Consider the following 20,104-nt stretch of genomic DNA (forward strand, 5'->3'; position numbering starts at 1 on the left):
CCATCGAGATGGACATCGTTCTTGCGGCGGCAGCGGACGCCTTTACCTGGCAGGCGCTGCTCGCCATCGTCATCGGTACCTGGGCCGGCATCATCATCGGTGGCCTGCCCGGGCTCGGCTCGGTCGTCGGGCTGACGATCTTTCTGCCGTTCACCTTCGGCATGGATGTCATCACCAGCATGGCGCTGCTGATCGGGGTCTACTGCGGCTCCGTCTACGGCGGCTCGATCACCGCGATTCTGATCAACACGCCGGGCACGCCGCAGGCGGCGGCTACCACCTTCGACGGCTATCCGATGACCCAGCAGGGGCGGGTGGGTGAAGCGCTGGGCTGGGCGACCTTCGCCTCGTTCTTCGGCGGGGTGCTGTCGTGCGTCATGCTGATCATCGGTGCGCCGCAGTTGGCGAAATTCGCGGTCAACTTCGGCTCCATCGAGGTGTTCGCGCTGGTCTGTCTCGCCATGCTCTGCATCGTGGGTGTCTCCCAGGGCAGCACGCTCAAGGGCATCCTCTGCGGCATGATGGGTTTTCTGTTCTCGATGGTGGGCAGCGATCCCATCACCGGGGCGGATCGCTTCACCTTCGGCCAGTATGCGCTGAGCTCCGGACTGACACTGATCCCGGTGGTGGTCGGCGCCTTTGCGCTGTCGGAAGTGTTCGTGCGCTTTGCGAGCCGCGACGACGAAGCGGCGCGCATCCCCGAGGCGCGGCTCACATTCCCCGGCCTGCGCGACATCGGCCGACGCCTGATCGAACTGATCCGCGGTTCGTTCATCGGCGGGCTCATCGGGGCGCTGCCGGGCACCGGCGCGGCGGCGGCGGCCTTCATCAGCTACGCCTCGGCGCAGAAGTTATCCCCTAGACGCAAGAATCTGGGCAAGGGCGAGCCGGACGGGATCATCGCTTCGGAGTCTTCCAACAACGCCGTCACCGGCAGCTCGTTCATCCCTACGCTTGCGCTCGGCATTCCCGGCGACGTGGTCACGGCGATGATGATGGGCGCGATGGTGATTCACGGCATCACGCCGGGGGTTCGGCTGATGGCGGATCAGGCGCAGACGGTCTATTCGCTCTTCGTGGTGCTGATCATCGTCAACGTGGCGATGCTGATTCTCAGCAAACCCTCGGTCGGCCTCTTTCGCTATCTGTTCAAGCTGCCGCAGGGCTTCGTGATGGGCGGCATCGTGATGTTCAGCTTCATCGGCGCGGTCTCGGTGCGCGGCAACCCGCTGGATCTGGTCGTCGCAGCCGTCACCGGTCTGCTCGCCTACGTGCTGCGCCGCGGCGGCTATCCGCTGGCGCCGCTGGTGATCGGCATGGTCCTCGGTCCCGAGCTCGAAAGCTCGCTGCGCCGCGGGCTTTTGATCTCCCGCGGCGACTTCAGCGCCTTCTTCACCCACAGCACCATCGCCAGCGTGCTTTTTATCCTGATCGCGCTGTTCATCGCCGGCACGCTCTGGTCCGGATTCACCCAGTGGCGCAAGGACCGCGCCGCCAGCGAGAGTCCGGCCGCGTGACTCGCACGCCGACACGTTTGATGCCCGTCAAGCTATCCACCGTAGAGAGACTCTCATGACCCGCGTGACCGATCTCAAGACCCATGTCCTCGCCGCGCCGCTGGCCGAGCCGTTCGCGTTCTCCCAGGGCTGGGTTCATCAGCGCACCGCCATGCTGGTGGAGATCACCACCGACGACGGCCTGACCGGCTGGGGCGAGTGCGTCAATCACGGCCTGCAGCCGCCGCAGGTCGCTCAGGCCATGGTCGAGCACGCGCTCAAGCCGCTGGTGATCGGCCGCTCGATCTTCGACCGCGAGGTGCTGTGGGAGGCGATGTACAACCACACCCGCCCCTACGGGCAGCAGGGCGTGGCGCTGTTCGGCATCGCCGCGATCGACGTCGCGCTGTGGGATCTCGTCGGTAAGGCGCTGAATCAACCCGTGCATCGCTTGATGGGTGGGGCATTTCGTCAGCGCATCCGGCCCTACGCCACCGGCTTCTATCGTCGCGAAGGCGGTCGTTACCCCGAGGAGGTGGTCGAGGAGGCGCTGCGTCACCAGGCCAACGGCTACCGGGCGATGAAGATCAAGACCGGCTTCGGCATCGAGGCGGACATCCGCGACATGCGTGCGGTGCGTGAAGCGGTCGGCGACGACATCGCGCTGATGATGGACGCCAACTGTGCCTACAGCGTGCCGGCGGCACGGCGCATCCTGATGGAGCTCGAGGAGACGCGCGTGCATCTGTTCGAGGAGCCGCTGAGCCCCGAAAACCGTCACGGCTATCGCGAGCTCAAGGGGATCTCGAAAACCTGGATCGCCGCCGGCGAGAACGAATATACCCGGCTTGGCTACCGCGACTGGATCAGCGACGGGGCGCTTGACGTCATCCAGCCGGACATCGGCGCCGCCGGCGGACTCACCGAATGCCGCAAGATCGCGTCGCTCGCCCAGTCATGGCACGTGCCGGTGATGCCGCACGTCTGGGGCACGGGCATCGGCCTGGCCGCGGCGGTACAGCTGATCGCCAATCTGGCGCCTCAGCCGCTGTCGCTGACCCCGGATGAGCCCATGCTCGAATACGATCAGTCCGCGCACCCCTTCCGACAGGAACTGATTCATGGCGAGTTCGGCCTCGACGCCGACGGCCTCGTCGCGGTGCCGGAGGGGCCGGGACTGGGTATCGAGATCGATCGTTCGGTCATCGACCGCTATCGCCTCGACTGAGCCCAACGACCCCGGAGTGTTTCATGAGCGAATCCAAGAAAATCCTGCTGCTGGGCGTCGACGGCCTGATTCCCGAACTCGTCGAGCGCTTCTGTGCCGAAGGCGTGCTGCCCAATTTTCAGCGGTTGATCGACGAGGGCGGCTCGACCCGGCTGCTGCCCTATATCTCCACCTGGGGCGATACCAACTTCGTCACCCTGCTGACGGGGCAGGCCCCCGGCACCAGCTGGGTCGGCCAGCGCCAGCCGCCGCGCGATACGCAGCATCTGCTCGAGCTGATGCGGGATGCCCACCAGCGCGCAGCGCTGGTTCACTTTCCCGAGAGCCTGACGCCCGTCGGTGAGCGCGATCTCTGCCTCGCGCCTTTCTGGAGCGGCAAGGGGCCGGCACCGATGGAGCTGGCCCCGGCGTGTCTGCACACCACCCGGCTGGCGAGCTGGCAAGTGGACGCGCCCAGCGAGGCGCTGGGCTGGCCGCCGACCGGTACGCTCGCCCATCACCAGAAGCACAACCGCTACGCGATCGAGCGCGCAGGCGAGCGTTTCGTCGCCCACATTCCCGCGCATCGCGTCGAGCCAGTGCCCGTCACGCTGCAGGCCGAGGGCCAAGGGCTTCGGCTGACGGTCGCTGGCAGCGAAGCGAGTCTCAATGTCGACGAGTGGAGTGCCTGGCTGGCGCTGGAAGGCGAGCACGCCCTGGAGGGCAAACCGGCCGCCGTGCGCTTCAAGCTTCTCTCATTCGACCCCGCCACGGGCGACATCGATCTGCTGCAGTCGCAGGTCACCGCGCCGGCGGGGAGTAGCGATCGACCGGGGCTGACGCGGCGACTGATCGACCGCCATGGCCCCTTCATTTCCAAGTGGGCCGTCTCCGCCGACCCGGATAGTCGCTACTTCGAGACCAGCTTCGAGGAGGGGCGCTACCAGCTCGAGTGGCTGGTCGGCAGTGCCCTTGCGCTACTCAACGACGAGGGCTTTTCGCTCTTTGCCACTGTTTTCCGGCTCAACGACGAGACCCACCACACCAGTCTTGCCCAGTGCGATCCGGCATCGATCTTTTACGACCGCGAGGACCACGCGCGCTATCTCGATGTCATCCGTCAGTCGTACCGCCTGCTCGACGAGGCGGTCGGCCGGGCGCTCGCCGGCTGCGACGAGCACACCACCTTCGTGCTCGCCTCCGATCACGGCGACGTACCCAACAGCCACCTTTGCGATATCCACAGGCGGTTGGCCGAGTTCGACCTGTGCACACTCGATGACGCCGGGCGCCCGGACCCGAGCCGGAGCCGGACGTTTCTCAAGGACGAACGTGGTGGGCTGGAGATCTTCGTCAACCGCGACCTCGTCCCGCAGAGCGAGATCGAGGGCGTGAAGACGCGCATTCTCAAGGCGCTCAACACCTGGTACGTCGATACCGAGTCGGGCGAGCGCAATGTCGTCGCGCTGGCGGTGAAGCGTGAAGACGCCGCGCCGCTCGGCTACTGGGGCGAGGCGATGGGCGACATCCTCTTCGCCTACGCGCAGGGCTTCGTCTGGGGCAGCAACGCCCGCGGTGACACCGTCGCGCCGGTGACCTCTCCCGGCGCGAATCACGGCCCGCAGGTGCCCACCGCGCGCACGGCGTTTGCCTCCAACCTCGGCGTCGCCTTCTTCCACGGCGCCGGCATTCGTCACTACCCAGGGCTCGGTACCGATGCGCTACCGCGTATGGATAGCGTCGGCGCAACGTTCGCCCGGCTGCTCGAACTGCCCGCGGATTCGCTGGACGGCAAGGTACTCGAGGGATGGGTCGAATGACGATGTCAGTCTCGGTTACCCCGCTACATGGCCTGCGGCATCGGTGGTCATGGCCGTGACCCGCGCTTGGCGGATCCGGTCGTTGAGCACGGCCTCGTGGGTGGCGTCATCGACATCGTGTCGCTGCTCCGGATAGAGCCCCAGACGCTCGAATAAGCGCTTGTCGTGAGCAGCCTGGGGATTCTGCGCGGTCAACAGCCGCTCGCCGTAGAAGATCGAGTTGGCGCCGGCGAAAAAGGCCAGCGCTTGGGTCTCGTCGCTCATCAGCTCGCGGCCGGCCGCCATGCGCACGTGAGAGGCGGGCATCAGAATGCGGGCAGTGGCGATCGTTCGAATGAAATCGATCGGATCGAGATCCTCGACGTGCTCGAGCGGCGTGCCCTGAATGCGGATCAGCATGTTGATCGGCACACTCTCGGGATGGGTGGGCAGGTTGGCCAGCTGCTGCAAGAGGCCGGCGCGGTCGTTGATGCTCTCGCCCATGCCCAGAATGCCGCCGGAGCAGATCTTCATGCCGGACTGGCGGACGTGATCCAGCGTCTCGAGCCGGTCGGCGTAGGTGCGGGTGGTGATGATCTCGCCGTAGTACTCCGGGGAGGTGTCCAGATTGTGGTTGTAGTAATCCAGTCCGGCCTCTTCCAGCGCTTCAGCCTGATCGCGGGTGAGCATGCCCAGCGTCATGCAGGTCTCGAGGCCCATGGCGCGCACGCCGCGTACCATCTCCAGAACGTACGGCATGTCCTTCGCCCGCGGATTCTTCCAGGCCGCCCCCATGCAGAAACGACTTGCCCCCACTTCCTTCGCCCGGCGCGCTTCTTCCAGCACGGCCTCGACCTGCATCAGTTTTTCGCGCTCGAGCCCGGTGTTGTAGTGCCCGGACTGCGGGCAGTACTTGCAGTCTTCCGGGCAGGCACCGGTCTTGATCGACAGCAGTGTGGAGATCTGCACGGCATTGGGGTCGAAGTACTGACGATGCACCCCCTGCGCCTGAAACAGCAGATCGTTGAGCGGCAGGGTGAGCAGCGCCTCGATTTCGTGTCGCTGCCAGTCGTGACGAAAACGCTCGGGTCGGGGAGAGCCGTGATCGGACGTGTCCATGGCGTTGTTAACCTTTTGGCTTCGAAAAGATGACCAAAACTCTGCCAGTGCCATTCGTTAACCTCAAGCTTATTGAAAGTTAACAATGCCAGTGCCGAAAGCGACACCGGCAGGAGGGGGGCTAACATGCAGTTTGCGGGATGATGAGCCGACCGACCCAGCGCCAGCTATGCGGAACGGCTATCCTGAGTGTTCGGAGTCTCATGATAGTTAAGTTCTTGCCGATAGATCGTTGGCTACCGATCTTGCACCCCGGGGGTGTGATCTCACTTTTCTCCCCTCACACAGGCGGTTCTATGATCGATACGATCAAGAAATTATGGTCGCCGGGTGTGGATGAGAATCCACTCAGGCTGCGCCGCCAGATAGCACTCTGTAATCAGGTAGGGCTGTTCGGCACCGTCGCGACGCTGCCCTATCAGCTGTTCTACTATTTCTATGATTTCGCTACCTATTGGGGCGTCTTTCTGGTCAATCTGCTGTTCATGGCAGGCTATCTGCTGGTGTTGCCGCTCAATCACCGACGGTTGCACAGCGTGGCGAGCAACGTGCTGCTCATCAACGGTGGCGCTCAGCTCTTCGTGGTGACCGCTTTCATTGGCACCGAGGCCGGCGTGAATCTGTTCTATTTCACGCTGGCTTCCATCCTGGTCTTTCTCTACCAGCACCTGCGCGTGCAAACGTATGCCTTCGTCATGGCACTGTTCGGCGCGCAGTATGCGCTTTCGCATTTTCTGTTCACGCGGGAGGCCGTGATCTCGCCGGTGCCCTCGCCGTGGGTCGACATCATGTACGCAGGCAGCGTGGTGGGCGTACTGATGCTTTCGGGCGCTTTGCTCTACCTCTTTCGCCAGCAGATCGATCATGCCGAGGACGAGCTGACGCTGAGCAATCAGTATCTGGAGACGCTGAGCAACACCGATCCGCTGACCGGACTGGCCAACCGCCGTGCGCTGGACGCGGCCCTGGAGCGCGAGTGGTCGCGGCTTTCGAGGCTCTCCAGCGGGCTGGCCGTGATCATGTGCGACGTGGATCACTTCAAAGGCTTCAACGACCGCTACGGTCATGACGGCGGTGACCGCTGTCTGCAGCGAATCACGACCGCACTGGAGGGCGTTCTCTCGCGGCCCGCCGACCTGGCGGTGCGCTACGGCGGGGAGGAGTTCGCGCTGGTACTACCCGGCACGGAAGAGGCAGGCGCCCGGCTTCTGGCAGAGAGACTGCGCGAGGCGGTCGAGCGTTTGCAGATTCCCAACGAAGCCGCCGGCGAGGGCGCCTGTGTCACGGTCAGCGTCGGCGTTTCGAGCATCAACCATGTGTTTCCGGAGGTGGGCTTCCACGGCGTCGACCATCTGATCAAGCGCGCCGACGAGGCGCTCTACCAGGCGAAGGCGAGTGGACGTAACCGAGTCGTCTATCTCGCCTATTCCGATCGGTTCGACGTTGACGGTAGCGAACAGTGAGCCGGTAGCGCCCCTCGCCTTGCGGGGCTCTCGATGCGCCGCTCCTCTGGGGCTTTCAGTCCAGCAACCCACTTTTTTCAGTACAAGAACGATGACCGTATGAACATTCACGTTGCCCAGGCTCGCCCCTGCGACGAAGGGGCGTTTCTCGATGCCGTGGCGAGGAGTCGCGTACTTTTCGCTGACTGGGTCGACCCGCCGGACAGTCCGGAACGCTTCGCCGCGCACCTGGCGAGATATACCGCGGACAATCGCTTCAGCTACCTCGCCCGCAATGAGCGCGATCAGCTCATCGGCTGTATCAACATCAACGAGATCGTACGCGGGGGTTTTCAGTCCGCCTTTCTCGGGTACTACGCCTTCTCACCGCATAGCGGCCAGGGACTGATGAAGCAGGCGATGAGCCAGGTGATCGACGAGGCATTCGGCCCGCACCAGCTTCACCGGCTCGAGGCCAACATCCAGCCCGCCAACCGCGCCTCGGTGGCGCTGGTCGAGTCGCTGGGTTTCCGGTTCGAAGGCCATTCGCCCCGCTACCTGAAGATCGCCGGCGACTGGCGCGACCACGACCGCTACGCCATCACCGCAGAAGAGTGGTAGCGGCGGTATGCAAAAGACGGGGCCGCCGAGAGAAACGACGCCAATGACGCAGAGCGGGGCGGTGCGCCGGCGCCTGGACCTGCCGGCCAGTGCGCTGATGGTGCTGTTCTGCCTGGGATTCGGTTGTCAGCAGGTGGCGATGAAGGCCGTTGCCGCGGATATGTCCCCGCTGGCGCAGGTTGCGATTCGCTCATCCTTGGCCGCGCTACTGGTAATGATGCTTGCCCACCGGCAGGGTATTCGGTGGCGCGACATGCGGGCACATGTCGGCCCCGGCGTTCTGGTGGGGCTGGGGTTCGTGGCGGAGTTTCTCTTCGTGGCCTGGGGGCTTGACTACACCTTGGCCTCGCACATGTCGGTGTTTCTCTATACGGCGCCGGTATTCGCCGCTCTAGCGCTACACCTGCTGGTGCCGGGAGAGCAGCTGACCCGACGTCAGTTCGTCGGTGTCGCATTGGCTTTCGGTGGGATGCTGATCGCTATGGCACCGGATACCGACATCGACAATGCCGGCGACATCCTGCTTGGCGATTGTCTGGGACTTCTGGCCGGTCTCTCCTGGGCCGCGACCACGCTGGTCATTCGCCGTCCGTCACTGTCCGACGCGCCGCCGGTGCAGACGCTCTGCTATCAGCTCACCGTTGCAGGCCTTTTGTTGCTGCCCGCCAGCGCCCTGCTGGGCGATCTCGGACGCGTCCAGTTCACCGGCGTCGCGGTTGCCAGTCTTGCCTTTCAGACGCTAGTCATCTCTTTCACCGCGCTACTGCTCTGGTTTGCGCTGTTGCGACGCTACTTTGCTTCTCAACTGGGCATCTTCTCGTTTCTGTCGCCGGTATTCGGCGTGTTGTTCGGGGCGATAGTACTGGGCGAACCGCTGACGACCGGCTTTCTCGTGGGCGGAGCGCTCTTGCTGATCGGTTTGCTGGTGGTGACGCGGTAGGGGAGTGGCTACGCACTGCAGATGAAAACAGAAGCGCTTCTCTGTCTGCCAACGCGCCTGCCACTCGATGCGGGTACGTCGGCGACGTCTGACGCTGACGTGTCCCATCATTGAACGCCCCGGCTGAACGTCCAGCCGGGGCAGTCACGTCACGCCATGCCTTCCTTGCTCTCCAGCCGCATCACCAGCGCGTGCGCCTGCCCGTCCAGCGGTACGCGGGCACCATCGTCGCTTCCGATCGCCTCCCCATCGAGTGTGGCGCTAGGCGTCTCGCCGGCCTCGGCCCGTTCGATGCGGATCTCCACGCGGCCGCCCTCCAGCTCGACGGTGGCGGCATAACCCGGCCAGTCGTCGGGGATGGCAGGGGCGACGATGAGTTCGCGGCCTTCGCGGCGGATGCCCAGGATGCCGCGGGCGCCGGCCTGGTAGAACCAGCCGCCGGAGCCGGTGTACCAGGTCCAGCCGCCGTGGCCGACGTGGGGCGGCTCGGAGTAGACGTCGGCGGCGATCACGTAGGGTTCGACGCGGTAGCGCTCGACCGCCTCGGGCGTAAGGGCATGATTGACCGGGTTGACCATCGCGAAGAGCGCGTGCGCCCGCTCGGCCTGGCCCAGCTTGGCCAGCGCAAGAATCGTCCAGGTGGCGGCGTGGGTGTACTGCCCGCCGTTCTCGCGCAGTCCCGGCGGGTAGCCCTTGATGTAGCCGGGCTCCTGCTCGCTCTTGTCGAAGGGCGGCGTGAACAGCAGCGCCAGGCCGTCGTCTTCGCGGATCAGATGCTCGGCGACGGAGTCCATCGCGCGGGCGGCGCGCTCGGGGTCGGCGCGCTCGGAGAGCACGGCCCAGGACTGGGCGATGGCATCGATGCGGCACTCAACGCTTGCCTTCGTGCCCATCCAGTCGCCGTTGTCGAAGGTGGCGCGACGGTACCAGTCGCCGTCCCAGGCGTGGGTCTCGAGCGCTTCCCGCAGTGCCTCGGCCCGCTCGCGCCAGCGGTCGGCACGTGCCGGGTCGCGCCGGGTGATCAGCGGGTCGAACAGCGTCAGCGTGCGCAGCAGCATCCAGCCCAGCCAGACGCTCTCGCCCTGGCCGGCTTCGCCCACCCGGTTGAAGCCGTCGTTCCAGTCGCCGGTGCCGATCAGCGGCAGCCCGTGCTCGCCGAACTGTTCGAGCGCCTGTTCGAGGGCGCGCACGCAGTGCTCGAACAGCGGCGCGGTCTCGTCCGCCGGCGAAGGCTGGGAGAACTCGTCGTGAGCGCCGGCGGCGAGGGTCGGCGCTTCCAGAAAGCCCACCGGCTCGTCGAGCACCGCTTCGTCGTCGGCGGCCTGGACGTAGGTGGCGGCGGCGAAGGCGAGCCATACCCGGTCGTCGGCGATACGGGTACGCACGCCCTGGCCGGAGTGCGGCAGCCACCAGTGCTGCACGTCGCCCTCGACGAACTGGCGGCCGGCGGCGCGCAGCAGGTGGTGGCGGGTTAGATCCGGCAGGGCGAAGGTCAGCGCCATGCCGTCCTGGAGCTGATCGCGGAAGCCGTAGGCGCCGCTCGCCTGATAGAACGCCGAGCGGGCCGTGACCCGGCAGGCCAGCGTCTGATAGGTGAGCCAGCCGTTGAGCATCACGTCCATCGCCCGGTCCGGGGTGCGCACCTGCAGCGAGGCGTGCAGCTCGCGCCAGTAGCGCTCGATGCTATCGAGTTCGTCGGCGAGATCCGCCTCGCGGTAGCGCAGGATGAGCGTCCGTGCCGTCTCGGCGTCGCTCGTCTGCCCCAGGAAGGCGTCGAGCGTCACCGACTCGTTGGGGGCTAGCGTCAGCGTGCACTGCAGCACCGTGGCCGGGTCGCGACCGAGACCGGTCCAGCCGCTGAGCGCGCGACGCTGGGTCAGCGCCTCCGGAGCGGCAAGCGAGCCCGCCCCGAGGAACTCGCGGCGATCCGCCGTCCACTGCGCCGCCCGCCCGCCGAGGTCGACGAAGCCGACCCGATTCGGGAACGCCATGTTCCACGGATTGCGCATCAGCAGCGCGCCGGTATCGGCATCGTGGGTCGGCGTCAGATAGAGGGCGTTCTTGGCCCGCGAGTTGCCCATGACCCAGTTGGCGTAGTGCGTCACGATCAGGGTCTGCGGTGCGTCGCTGCGGTTGGTGAGCGTGAGCCGGGAGATCTTGATCGGATCGTCCTTGGGCACGAACTGCAAAAGCGAGAGCGAAAGCGTCGCGGTGTCGTGATCGAAGCGGCTGTAGCCGAAGCCATGGCGGGCGACGTAGCGGCCGCGCTCGCCCGGCGACCGGCACGGCGCGGCGGTGGCGGTAGTGATGACGCCGGTGTCGGCATCCTGCACGTAGATCACCTCGCCCGCGGGGTCGCTCACCGGGTCGTTGGACCAGGGGGTGAGCTGATTGTCGCGGCTGTTGTCCGCCCATACGTAGCCGCTGCCTTCGGCGGAGACCTGGAAGCCGAAGCCCGCGTTGGCAATCACGTTGATCCACGGCTGCGGCGTGGTGGCGCCGTCGTCGAGCACGCAGACGTACTCGCGGCCGTCCCGGGCGAAGCCGCCGAGGCCGTTGAAGAATTCGAGGTCTTCAACCGGCGGGCGGTCGACGGCGGTGCTCGGTTCGGGCCGAGCCGGATCGCCGGCGATGCCGGGCTCGGCCCGGGCGTCGGCGGATGTCGTATCGAGCCGAACGGCGGCCTGGGTACGCGCTTTCAGGCTTTCTCGGCTCTCCCGGCTGCCGCCCTTGACGCTTTCCGGGCTGCTCGCGGCCGGCCGTGTCGGGCTATCGGTCCTGGCGCCGATCCGAATGCCGGCCTTGAGGCTCTTCTTGCTTCCCGCCTTGCCGTCGTTCTTGCCGCCCGTCTTGCTCTCGGGCGTTCGGCGCCCCTTGCGATCCAGCGGGGCCAGCGGGCGAGCGTCACGCCGCGTCTCCATGAGGGATTCGCCGTCGACGTCGAGCAGCGCGGTGAGCTGGCGGTGCAGCGGGCCCTTGTGCGCCTTGAGCACCACCCGGGCCACGGAGAGCACCAGTGCGAGAGCGGCGGGGCTCAGCTGATGCGCGCGCAGGGCGATGACCGACCCCTGGGGCGGCTGGCTGCTCGGCTGCGGCGGTGAAAGGTTGGTGCGCACGGCGGTGTCGATCGCATCCTGCAGCTCCTGCAGATAGGAGTGCGAGCGCTCGTTGAGAATCACCAGATCGACGCCCAGCCCCTTGGCCCGCCAGTACTCCTGGGCGCGCAGCAGCGTATTGACCCAGCCGATCTCCTCGGTGTCGGCAATGCGCAGCACCACCAGCGGCAGGTCGCCGGATATCCCCATCGGCCAGAGGTCGGACTGCACCGACAGCCCGCGGGCGAGCGTCTCCTCGCCGACGCGGAAACGCGCATCGTGATAGAGGATCGGCGCCGCAAGGCGCTGGAAGTCGGCGGCCTCGTCCAGGGTAATATCGAGATGACGGAGCTGCACCTGGGCCTGCGTCCAGGCCAGCGTCCTGGCCCGCTCGAAGGCGCCGGCATCGTGGTGGCGGTCGATCAGCGCCAGCAGGTTGTCGCGGCTGTCGGCGGCGACGGTCCAGAAGTCGACGTGGGCCGCGTGATTGGGGGCGATCCTTACCACGTAGCGCAGCGCGAAGACCGGGTCGAGCACGGCGCCGACACGACGCGAGAGGGCCGGCATCGACGGGCTCGACGAGTTCGGCATGAGCGCGACGGCGTTCTCGAGGGTGCGTCCGCGGCCCAGAAAACGCGCGCGGTCGGTCTCGAACTGAAAATCGCGGCTCGTCGATACCGCCTCGCTCGAGGCGGGGACTGACGACGTCACGCCATTGTGTGTGTCACGGTCGTCGACGAGTTCCGTGGCGCCGTCGATCAGCGCGAAATGCGCCACCCAGATCGGCGTCTCGCTGGGGTCGCGATGGCGCCGCGTCGCCGTCAGCGCCTGATACTCATCGATGGTGTCGGTCTCGACGAACATCTTGGCGAAGGCGGGGTGAGCGTCGTCGGCGGGCGGCGTGGTCAGTACCAGCTCGGCGTAGGAGGTCAGCTCGATGGTGGCCGGGCGGTCGGTGTTGTTGGTCACCGTCACTCGGCGCACCTCGCCATCCTCTTCGCCGGAGACCAGTACGTCGAGCGCCGTGGTGAACGCCGCATCGTCACGTACGAAACGCGCGTGATCCTCGGCGAATTCGACGCTGTAGGCGGCATCGTCGACCTCGTCCGGCGTCGTCAGACGTCGTCCGCCGGCGGCCCAGCGCTGGCCGCTCTCGCGGTGGTACAGACTGATGGTGCTGCCCCAGTCGGTGTTCGTCGGGTCCTCGCGCCAGCGGGTGATGGCAAGCGTGCCCCAGCGGCTGAAACCGGTGCCGTCGGCGGTCAGCATCACCGAGTAGCGGCCGTTGGAGAGCAGGTGGGTCAGCGGCTGTGCCGGCGGCGAGCCGTTGAGGCTGCGTACCGCGGCCTCGGGGTCGGCGGGCTCGGGCACCACGACCGGCTCGGCGTCGTTGGGGGAGGGTAGCGTCGCGACCTCGCGCGGCAGGCGCTCGTGGAGCAGCAGCTCGCTGGCCTGAATCATCGGCTCGGCGTGAAAGTGCGTGCGTAGCCGGCCGTCGAGCAGGGCGTTGGCGATCGCCACGATCGTCATGCCCTGGTGGTGGGCCATGACGTTGCGCACCACCACGAAGTCTCGATCCAGCGGCAGCCGGGTCGGGGTGAAGTCGATGGCGTCGAAAAAGCCGTAGCGCCCTTCGGCGCCGAGCTCGCGCAGCCGCGCGAAGTTCTCGAGCGCCGCCTTGGGGGCGACCATCGCCGCCAGTGCCGTGGCGTAGGGGGCGAGCACGAAATTGTCGGCGAGCCCCCGTTTGAGCCCGAGAGAGGGCACGCCGAAGTTGGAGTACTGGTAGTTGAAGTCGAGATCGCGGGCGTTGTAGGCGGACTCGGAAATGCCCCAGGGCTCGCCCTTGTCGCCGGCATAGCGCTGCTGGCAGGCCACCACCAGCCGGTTGGTCTGCTCGAGCAGGCTGTCGCGGGGGGCACGCATCACCAGTGACGGCATCAGGTACTCGAACATCGAGCCGGACCAGGACATCAGCGCCACGCCGTCGCGCTGCGGGCTCACGGCGCGGCCGAGGCGAAACCAGTGCCGGGTGGGCAGATCGCCCTTGGCGATGCCCACCAGACTCGCCAGCCGCGCCTCGGAGGCGAGCAGGTCGTAACAGCCGTCATCCAGCCGGTCTTCCCGCGGGGTGTAGCCGATCGCCATGAGCTTGCGCTCGGGCACCAGCATGAAGGCGAAATCCATCTCCCGGGTGAGCGTGCGGGCGCGCTCGGCGAGGGCGCGCAGTCGCGTCGCCAGCGACGCCCGCTCCGCGGGGTCGGCAGCGACGTTCACATCCGCCGAGTGCTCGTCCGCCGAATGCTCATCAGCCAAATGCTCGTCCGCCGAGTGCTCATCCGCCAAATGCTCATCCGCCAAATGCTCGTCGAGGCACTGCTCCAGCCGTTCCAGCCAGTAGGAGACCGGGGCGCGTCGCGTCGCATCGTCGGCGTCATCGGCCGACGCTTCCGCGGCCAGTTTGACCCCGCCGGCGTCATCGTTGGCGGCGTGACGGGCGTCGGCGGCCTGCTGCGCTTCCCGGCTGGCATCGTCTGCCAGCCGCTCGCGCCATGCCGTCAGGCAGCGGCGGACGTCGGCGGCTGCGTCGTTTCGCTGCGCTTGATCTTCGATTCCCGGTTCGAGCCGCTCGATCAACGCCTTGATCTCGGCGAGCAGCGCGGTACGCGTCGTCGGAGTGAGGGAGTCGTCCCGCCCCGCGTCTTCATGCAGCAAATGCAGGGTGTCGATCAGCCCCTCGCGGTAGTCCGGCACTCGGGGCGCCTTGATCCAGGCTTCGCAGGCGTTGGCCAGTGCAATCAGATGGCCGGCGAGGTTGCCGCTGTCCACCGCCGAGACGTAGCGCGGCTCCAGCGGCGCGCCGGTGGCGGTGTCGTACCAGTTGTAGAGATGTCCGCGGCAGCGCTCCAGCGAGTCCAGCGTGGCGAACGTCGCTTCCAGGCGCTCGACGGCGCCGCGGGTGCCGATCCAGGCGAAGTCTCGCGCCGCCACGCAGGCGAGCAGATAGAGCCCGATATTGGTGGGCGAGGTGCGCTCGGCGATCACCGGCTTGGGGTCGAGCTGGAAGTTGTCCGGCGGCAGCGCGCGGGAGGCCGGCGTGACGAACGTCTCGAAGAACTGCCAGGTACGTCGGGCGATGTCGCGAAGCGCCCGCGCCTGGGCCGTATCGAGCTTGAGGTTGTCGGTGGTGTCGGCAGGCGCGCGGCTGGTCCAGAGGGCGATCAGCGGGGCGGCGAGCCAGGCCGCGAGCAGCGGCAGCAGCAGCGGCCAGCCCGGCGTCTCGAACAGTGCCAGGATCAGCACCACGATGAGCGCGAGCAGTGCCCCGCCGGCCATCGATCGGGCAAAGCTCGCCGCGCTGAGCTCGCGGTCCTTGGCCAGCGCCGCGGCGGTGGTCCACTCGAGGAGATGCCGACGCGAGACGTAGACGCGATAGAGCGTGCGGCCGATCGCATCCAGCATCTGCCAGGTCTGGTTGGCCAGCAGCGCGACGCTCAGCAGGCAGCGTCCGGTTTCCAGCTTCAGGTCGCGAAAGACCGTGCGCCGGTGGTGGCGCCAGTCGCCGTCGCGGTGGCGCGGCTTGAGCGCAAAGCTGATCGGCAGCAGCGCCGGGATGATCAGCGCGGCGAGCGTCAGCAGGATCGCCACCCCCGCGACCGGCGCCTGGAAGGCCGCGCAGACGGCGAAGGCCGCGAAAAGACTAGGCGCGAGCAGCGTACGCCGCAGGTTGTCGGCGACTTTCCAGCAGCCGACCGCGCCCAGCGCGCGACGGTCGGCGTTGCGGCCGACCAGCCACGGCAGCAGCTGCCAGTCGCCGCGGGCCCAGCGGTGCTGGCGGCGCGCGGCGACGTCGTAACGCTCCGGCTCCGCCTCGACCACCTCGACGTCGGAGGCGAGTCCGGCGCGGGCGAAGATCCCCTCGAGCAGGTCGTGACTGAGCAGACTGTTCTCCGGCACCCGCCCGGCCAGCGCCATCTCGAAGGCGTCCACCGCGTAGATGCCCTTGCCCGCAAACGAGCCCTCGCCGAAGAGATCCTGGTAGAGATCCGACACCGCGGCGCTGTAGACGTCGAGTCCGCCCGGTGCCGAGAAGAGCCGCTGATAGCGAGAACCCTGGCGGCCGATCGGCAGCGACGGGGTGACCCGCGGCTGCAGGATGGCGTAGCCGTGGGTGACGCGCCCGTCGGTATCGAGTACCGGCTGACTCAGCGGATGGGCCATCTTGCCCACCAGCCGGGCGACGGTGTCTCGCGGCAGGCGGGTGTCGCTGTCGAGCGTGACCACGTAGCGAACGTCGGCGGGCACCCACGGCGTTTCCCCGTCGATGGCGACGAAGGAGGTATCGGTTGCCCCGCGCAGCAGCCGGTTGAGCTCGGCGAGCTTGCCGCGCTTGCGCTCCCAGGCCATGAAGTGGCCCTCGCTGGCGTTGAACTGGCGTCGGCGGTACAGCAGCACAAAGCGCTGGCCGGTCGGGCCGGGGCCATGACGCCGATTGAGCGCGGCCACGGCGTCGCGGGCGATGCGCAGACGCTCGGCGTCGTCGGGGCGGGTTTCGCTGGCGGCGTCGACATCGTCGAGCAGCAGGGCGAAGGTCACATCACCCTTCTTGCCGGAGAGGTAGTGCACCTCCAGACGCTCGGCGAGTTCGTGCAGCTCCTCGGCGTCGCCGAGCATCGCCGGGACCGCCACCAGCGTTCTCAGCGAGGCCGGTACGCCGCGGCCGAGCGCGAGCCCCGGCAGCGCCTCACCGCCCACGCCCATGCCCAGCATGCGGTTGACCAGCGACATCGCGATATCGTTGGCCGGCAGTACCATCAGCGCGAGCCACACCCAGGCCCAGGTCGACTCCAGCCCGGTCGCCTCCAGGCCCCAGTACGCCAGCCCCAGCAGCGCGAAGGTCAGAAGCCAGCAGGCGCCGGCATAGCCGGCGAGGCCCATCTCCAGCACCAGCCGGCGCAGGCGCAGGGTGGGCGGCGCGCGAAAGCCCAGCTCACGTTCGAAGTCGGCGCGGCCGTCGGCGATCAGGTAGTAGCCGGGGTCGGCCAGACGCGTGGCCTGTGCCGGCGGCGTTGGCGGCGGCGGCGGCACGGTAGCAGCGTCCAGCGCGCGCTGGGCGATCGTCAGCTCGTCGTGCTCGGTGCCGCGGGCGAGCTGCTCGATGGCGTTGCGGTAGCGATCCCGGGTGGCGAAATCCATCTCGCCGAAGCGGCTGCGCTCCCGCAGGCAGCGGTCGACCAGGCTGACCCGCTCCACCAGGGTCGCCCAGTCGAAGTCGGCGATGTGGCGCAGGCTGGTGATGGCGTTGCGCACGCTGACATTCGATGCCCCCTGACGCTGGAGCGCGCGCTGCACGACCACCGTGGACGACGTCTCCCGACGCGCCATCTGCCGCTCCAGCCAGGCAAGCGCCGGGGAGCGCCCCGGGTCCTGATCGCGCAGTCGTTTGGCGAGCTGGGCAAAGAAGTGATCGGCCGCGCTGCCCAGTGGCTCCGGGTCGGTCTCGGCGAGTATCCGGCCGCTGTCGGCGTCCGGTTCGAGCAGCCGCTCGCAGAGGGCATCGGCGGCATTGCGGGCATCCCGCGCTTCCACGATCTGCTCGCCCAGGCGGCGAACGTTCTCCACCAGCACCAGGCGCAGCGAGATGGCCACCGCCCACAGTTCGCCGATGGTCAGCGGCTGGACGCGCTGGTACGCGTCGAGAAAGCGGATCAGCGTCGCCGCATCGAAGCGGCTGTCGGTGTGGGCGACGAACGCCCAGGTCAGCCCGAAGACGCGCGGATAGCCGGTGAACGGGCCGTCGGCGAGCTTGGGCAGCTGACGGTAGTAGCCCGGCGGCAGGTCGCGGCGAATGTCGCCGGCGTGTTTCTCGACGTGATGGTAGTGGTCGAGCAGCCACTCGGCGGCGGGAACGGTATCGCGCCGGTGGGCCGCATCGACGCTCAGGCGGTGATAGATCGTCCCGAGCGCCTTGATGTTGTCGGCCAGGCGCTGATTGAGCGGCTCGACGCGGGGCGGGCGGGGGGTGATCGGCTGCGCCTTGGCCAGGCTCTCGGCGTGCTGCTCGAGTCGCTCGGGGCCGAAGAGCTCTTCGCGCACCGGCAGGGTGGTATCCCAGAATGGCCGGCCGGCGGCAGGGGGCCGGCCAAAACGCCCCCAGAGGCTCATGGGTTCACCACCAGAAACGGGGCGAGAGGCCTGTCGGCACCGAGAAATGGGCTACGCAATGCAAGGTCAGGAAAACACCGGTCCATCGTCGTTCTCCTTCACGTCGACGACGGACGTGGCCAGGTCAGTGGCGGTCGTCGTCGGACGAGAATACGGTCGAAACCCACGCGGGAAGGGATTTTCGGGCGTCGGGTCGGCCAGGGCGACGTCATGGCATTGCGGGCATGCTGCCGATAGCGGCAGCGGCGCAACCCCGCGGCATGACGAACGAAATGAGGGGCACCGCATCGGCCAGAGAGCGTGGGCCGCAGAGAATAGGCGGCGGGGCGAGACACGCGACTGACACGGTACCGGACAGGTCGTCTCCTGCAGTATGGATCGCCCCGCGACGCTTGGCGAGTGCGGTCGTGCTAGACCCGCCATCGCAGCGGATGACTCGCCGCCAGCGTGCCGTCGTCGTTCCAGTTCGCCCAGCCGCTCATAGGAATGGGCAAGGACGCCGCCAGCGTCCCCAGGCGCGTCGCCCAGCGCGCCTTTTCTGCTTCCAGGTGGGCGCAAAAGGCGGTTTCCGCCTGATAGCTCAGGCCGCCGCCCTGAACGCCGTAGCTGAGATGGGGCGCGAGTACGTCGAGGCCGACATAGTAGAGCGAGCAGTGCAGCGGCCACAGCAGCGTGCGCATGTCGCCGCTGCGTCCGAAGGTCGAGAAGGTCGTCTCCGGCGCACCGGTGGTGAGAGAAAGTAGCGCTCGCCTGCCATCCAGCATCCCGCGGTCGAAGCGACGGCTGCCGGTGTAGAGCCCGCCGTAGACGAAGACCCGATCGAACCAGCCCTTCAGCATCGCCGGCACGCCGTGCCACCAGAGCGGACACTGCAGAATGATCGTATCGGCCCACTCGAGCCGGACGATCTCTCGGCGAACGTCGGCGGCAAGGTCGTCGTGCTCGACGTGCCAGCGCTGCTCGTCGAGCGCCTGGAAGTAGCGGGCATCGCAGCGAGAACTGTAGCGCGCGGGGCCTTCGACCGGCTCGAAACCGTCGGCGTAGAGGTCGCTGACGGCGACCTCGTGTCCGTCGCGCTCGAGCGTCTCGACCGCGGTTTGCGTCAGCGCCGCGTTGAACGACTGCGGCTCGGGGTGGCAGTGAACGATCAGGACTTTCATCGATGGCATCCGTCGCGAAGGGGAAACGCTACGCTAGCCTGTGCACGAAGCGACGAACATTCCCGGAAATCGCAAATCGGCTTTGCCAAAACGCACAGGTCACTCATGAATTCGACCCCCAAATGGGACGATTACCGTCTCGCGCTCGCCATCGACGAGGCCGGCTCCCTATCCGGGGCTGCGCGTCGTCTCGGCGTCAATCACGCCACCGTCTTTCGGCGGCTGGAAGCGCTCGAATCGCGTCTGGGTAGCCGCTGTTTCGAGCGCCACGCAGGGGGCTACACGCCGACGCCGACCGGCGAGACGCTGGCGACGACGGCGCGCCGGATGCGCCTCGCCACGGCGGACGCCGAGCGCGCGCTGATGCGCGGTGACACCGCGTTGACCGGCACGCTGCGCATCACCACGACGGACGCGCTGCTGGCCTGTGTGCTCGTCCCGGCGCTAACCGAGTTTCGCCGCGCTCACCCCGGCGTCGTCATCGAAACGACGACGTCCGCCGCGCTTCACAATCTCACTCGCCGCGAAGCCGACGTCGCCCTACGCCCCACCTTCCATCCGCCGGAAACCCTCATCGGCAGAGAGCAGGGGCGCATTTGCCAGTCCGTCTATGTGTCGCGCACGCGCCTTTCGCCCGAGGGCGGGGGGGGCGAGTCGATACCGTGGGTCGCGCCGGACGCCTCGATGGGCTATCGCTCGCTCGAGCGGTGGATGCGTGCCAGCGGCGTCGATCGACGAACGGGGTTTCATGCCGACTCGACGCTGGGCATGGCCTCCGCCGTGGAGGCCGGGTTGGGGCAGGGCGTGCTACCGGACTATCTCGCCGAGGGGCGACGGGGGCTGGTGCGCCTCGGCGGGGCCATCGACGAGCTGGAAACCCCGCTATGGCTGCTGACGCACCCCGACATCCGCCGCTCGGCCAGCGTCAGCGCCCTGTTCGAGGCGCTGAGTGCGCGCCGTTTCGCTCTCGGCTTCAAGACGGGAGCTGCCGCCGCGACGGAGTCGATGCAACGTCCTGCCGACGGGTGAAGGGCTGCTACGCTTGGCGTTTCAGCCGCCG

General features: G+C 67.4%; 10 protein-coding genes. 7 read left to right on the top strand and 3 right to left on the bottom strand.

Annotated elements, in window-relative coordinates:
• Nucleotides 1-8: 8 nt before the first annotated feature.
• The 3 genes from DOM33_RS14160 to DOM33_RS14170 are packed head-to-tail and all read left to right on the top strand — an operon-like array spanning nucleotide 9 to nucleotide 4,523.
• Nucleotides 9-1,517, top strand: coding sequence for a tripartite tricarboxylate transporter permease (locus DOM33_RS14160; protein WP_110670039.1), 1,509 nt, complete (start codon nucleotides 9-11; stop codon nucleotides 1,515-1,517).
• Nucleotides 1,518-1,572: 55 nt separating this feature from the next.
• Nucleotides 1,573-2,724: a mandelate racemase/muconate lactonizing enzyme family protein gene (locus DOM33_RS14165; RefSeq protein WP_110670040.1), complete on the top strand. Its 1,152-nt coding sequence runs from the start codon at nucleotides 1,573-1,575 to the stop codon at nucleotides 2,722-2,724.
• Between the two features lie 23 nt (nucleotides 2,725-2,747).
• Nucleotides 2,748-4,523, top strand: coding sequence for an alkaline phosphatase family protein (locus DOM33_RS14170; RefSeq protein WP_110670042.1), 1,776 nt, complete (start codon nucleotides 2,748-2,750; stop codon nucleotides 4,521-4,523).
• Between the two features lie 15 nt (nucleotides 4,524-4,538).
• Here DOM33_RS14170 and bioB read toward each other — a convergent pair whose 3' ends face one another.
• Complete coding sequence (gene bioB / locus DOM33_RS14175; RefSeq protein ID WP_110670044.1) at nucleotides 4,539-5,621, bottom strand: biotin synthase BioB; 1,083 nt, start codon at nucleotides 5,619-5,621, stop codon at nucleotides 4,539-4,541.
• A gap of 296 nt (nucleotides 5,622-5,917) precedes the next feature.
• Between bioB and DOM33_RS14180 the strand changes: the two genes are divergently transcribed.
• From DOM33_RS14180 to DOM33_RS14190, 3 genes are all read left to right on the top strand, one after another.
• Nucleotides 5,918-7,084, top strand: a complete 1,167-nt coding sequence (locus tag DOM33_RS14180) for a GGDEF domain-containing protein (RefSeq protein ID WP_162617985.1) — start codon at nucleotides 5,918-5,920, stop codon at nucleotides 7,082-7,084.
• Between the two features lie 99 nt (nucleotides 7,085-7,183).
• Nucleotides 7,184-7,684, top strand: coding sequence for a GNAT family N-acetyltransferase (locus DOM33_RS14185; protein WP_110670049.1), 501 nt, complete (start codon nucleotides 7,184-7,186; stop codon nucleotides 7,682-7,684).
• Between the two features lie 43 nt (nucleotides 7,685-7,727).
• Nucleotides 7,728-8,624 (top strand): DMT family transporter, encoded by an 897-nt coding sequence (locus tag DOM33_RS14190; RefSeq protein ID WP_110670051.1) that lies wholly within the window; start codon nucleotides 7,728-7,730, stop codon nucleotides 8,622-8,624.
• A 149-nt stretch (nucleotides 8,625-8,773) separates the two neighbouring features.
• Here the strand turns inward: DOM33_RS14190 and DOM33_RS16305 are convergent, their stop codons facing one another.
• Entirely contained in the window at nucleotides 8,774-17,884 is a 9,111-nt protein-coding gene (locus DOM33_RS16305) for a GH36-type glycosyl hydrolase domain-containing protein (protein ID WP_204352691.1), read from the bottom strand.
• Nucleotides 17,885-18,294: 410 nt separating this feature from the next.
• Entirely contained in the window at nucleotides 18,295-19,044 is a 750-nt protein-coding gene (locus DOM33_RS14200) for an NAD(P)H-dependent oxidoreductase (RefSeq protein ID WP_110670053.1), read from the bottom strand.
• 105 nt (nucleotides 19,045-19,149) lie between these two features.
• Here DOM33_RS14200 and DOM33_RS14205 point away from each other — a divergent pair, with 105 nt between their 5' ends.
• Nucleotides 19,150-20,073 carry a LysR family transcriptional regulator gene (locus tag DOM33_RS14205; RefSeq protein WP_110670056.1) on the top strand — a complete coding sequence of 308 codons (924 nt, stop codon included), beginning with the start codon at nucleotides 19,150-19,152 and terminating at the stop codon, nucleotides 20,071-20,073.
• Nucleotides 20,074-20,104 lie beyond the last annotated feature (31 nt).

This window comes from Salinicola halophilus, from assembly GCF_003206155.1.
Taxonomy (GTDB): domain Bacteria; phylum Pseudomonadota; class Gammaproteobacteria; order Pseudomonadales; family Halomonadaceae; genus Salinicola; species Salinicola halophilus.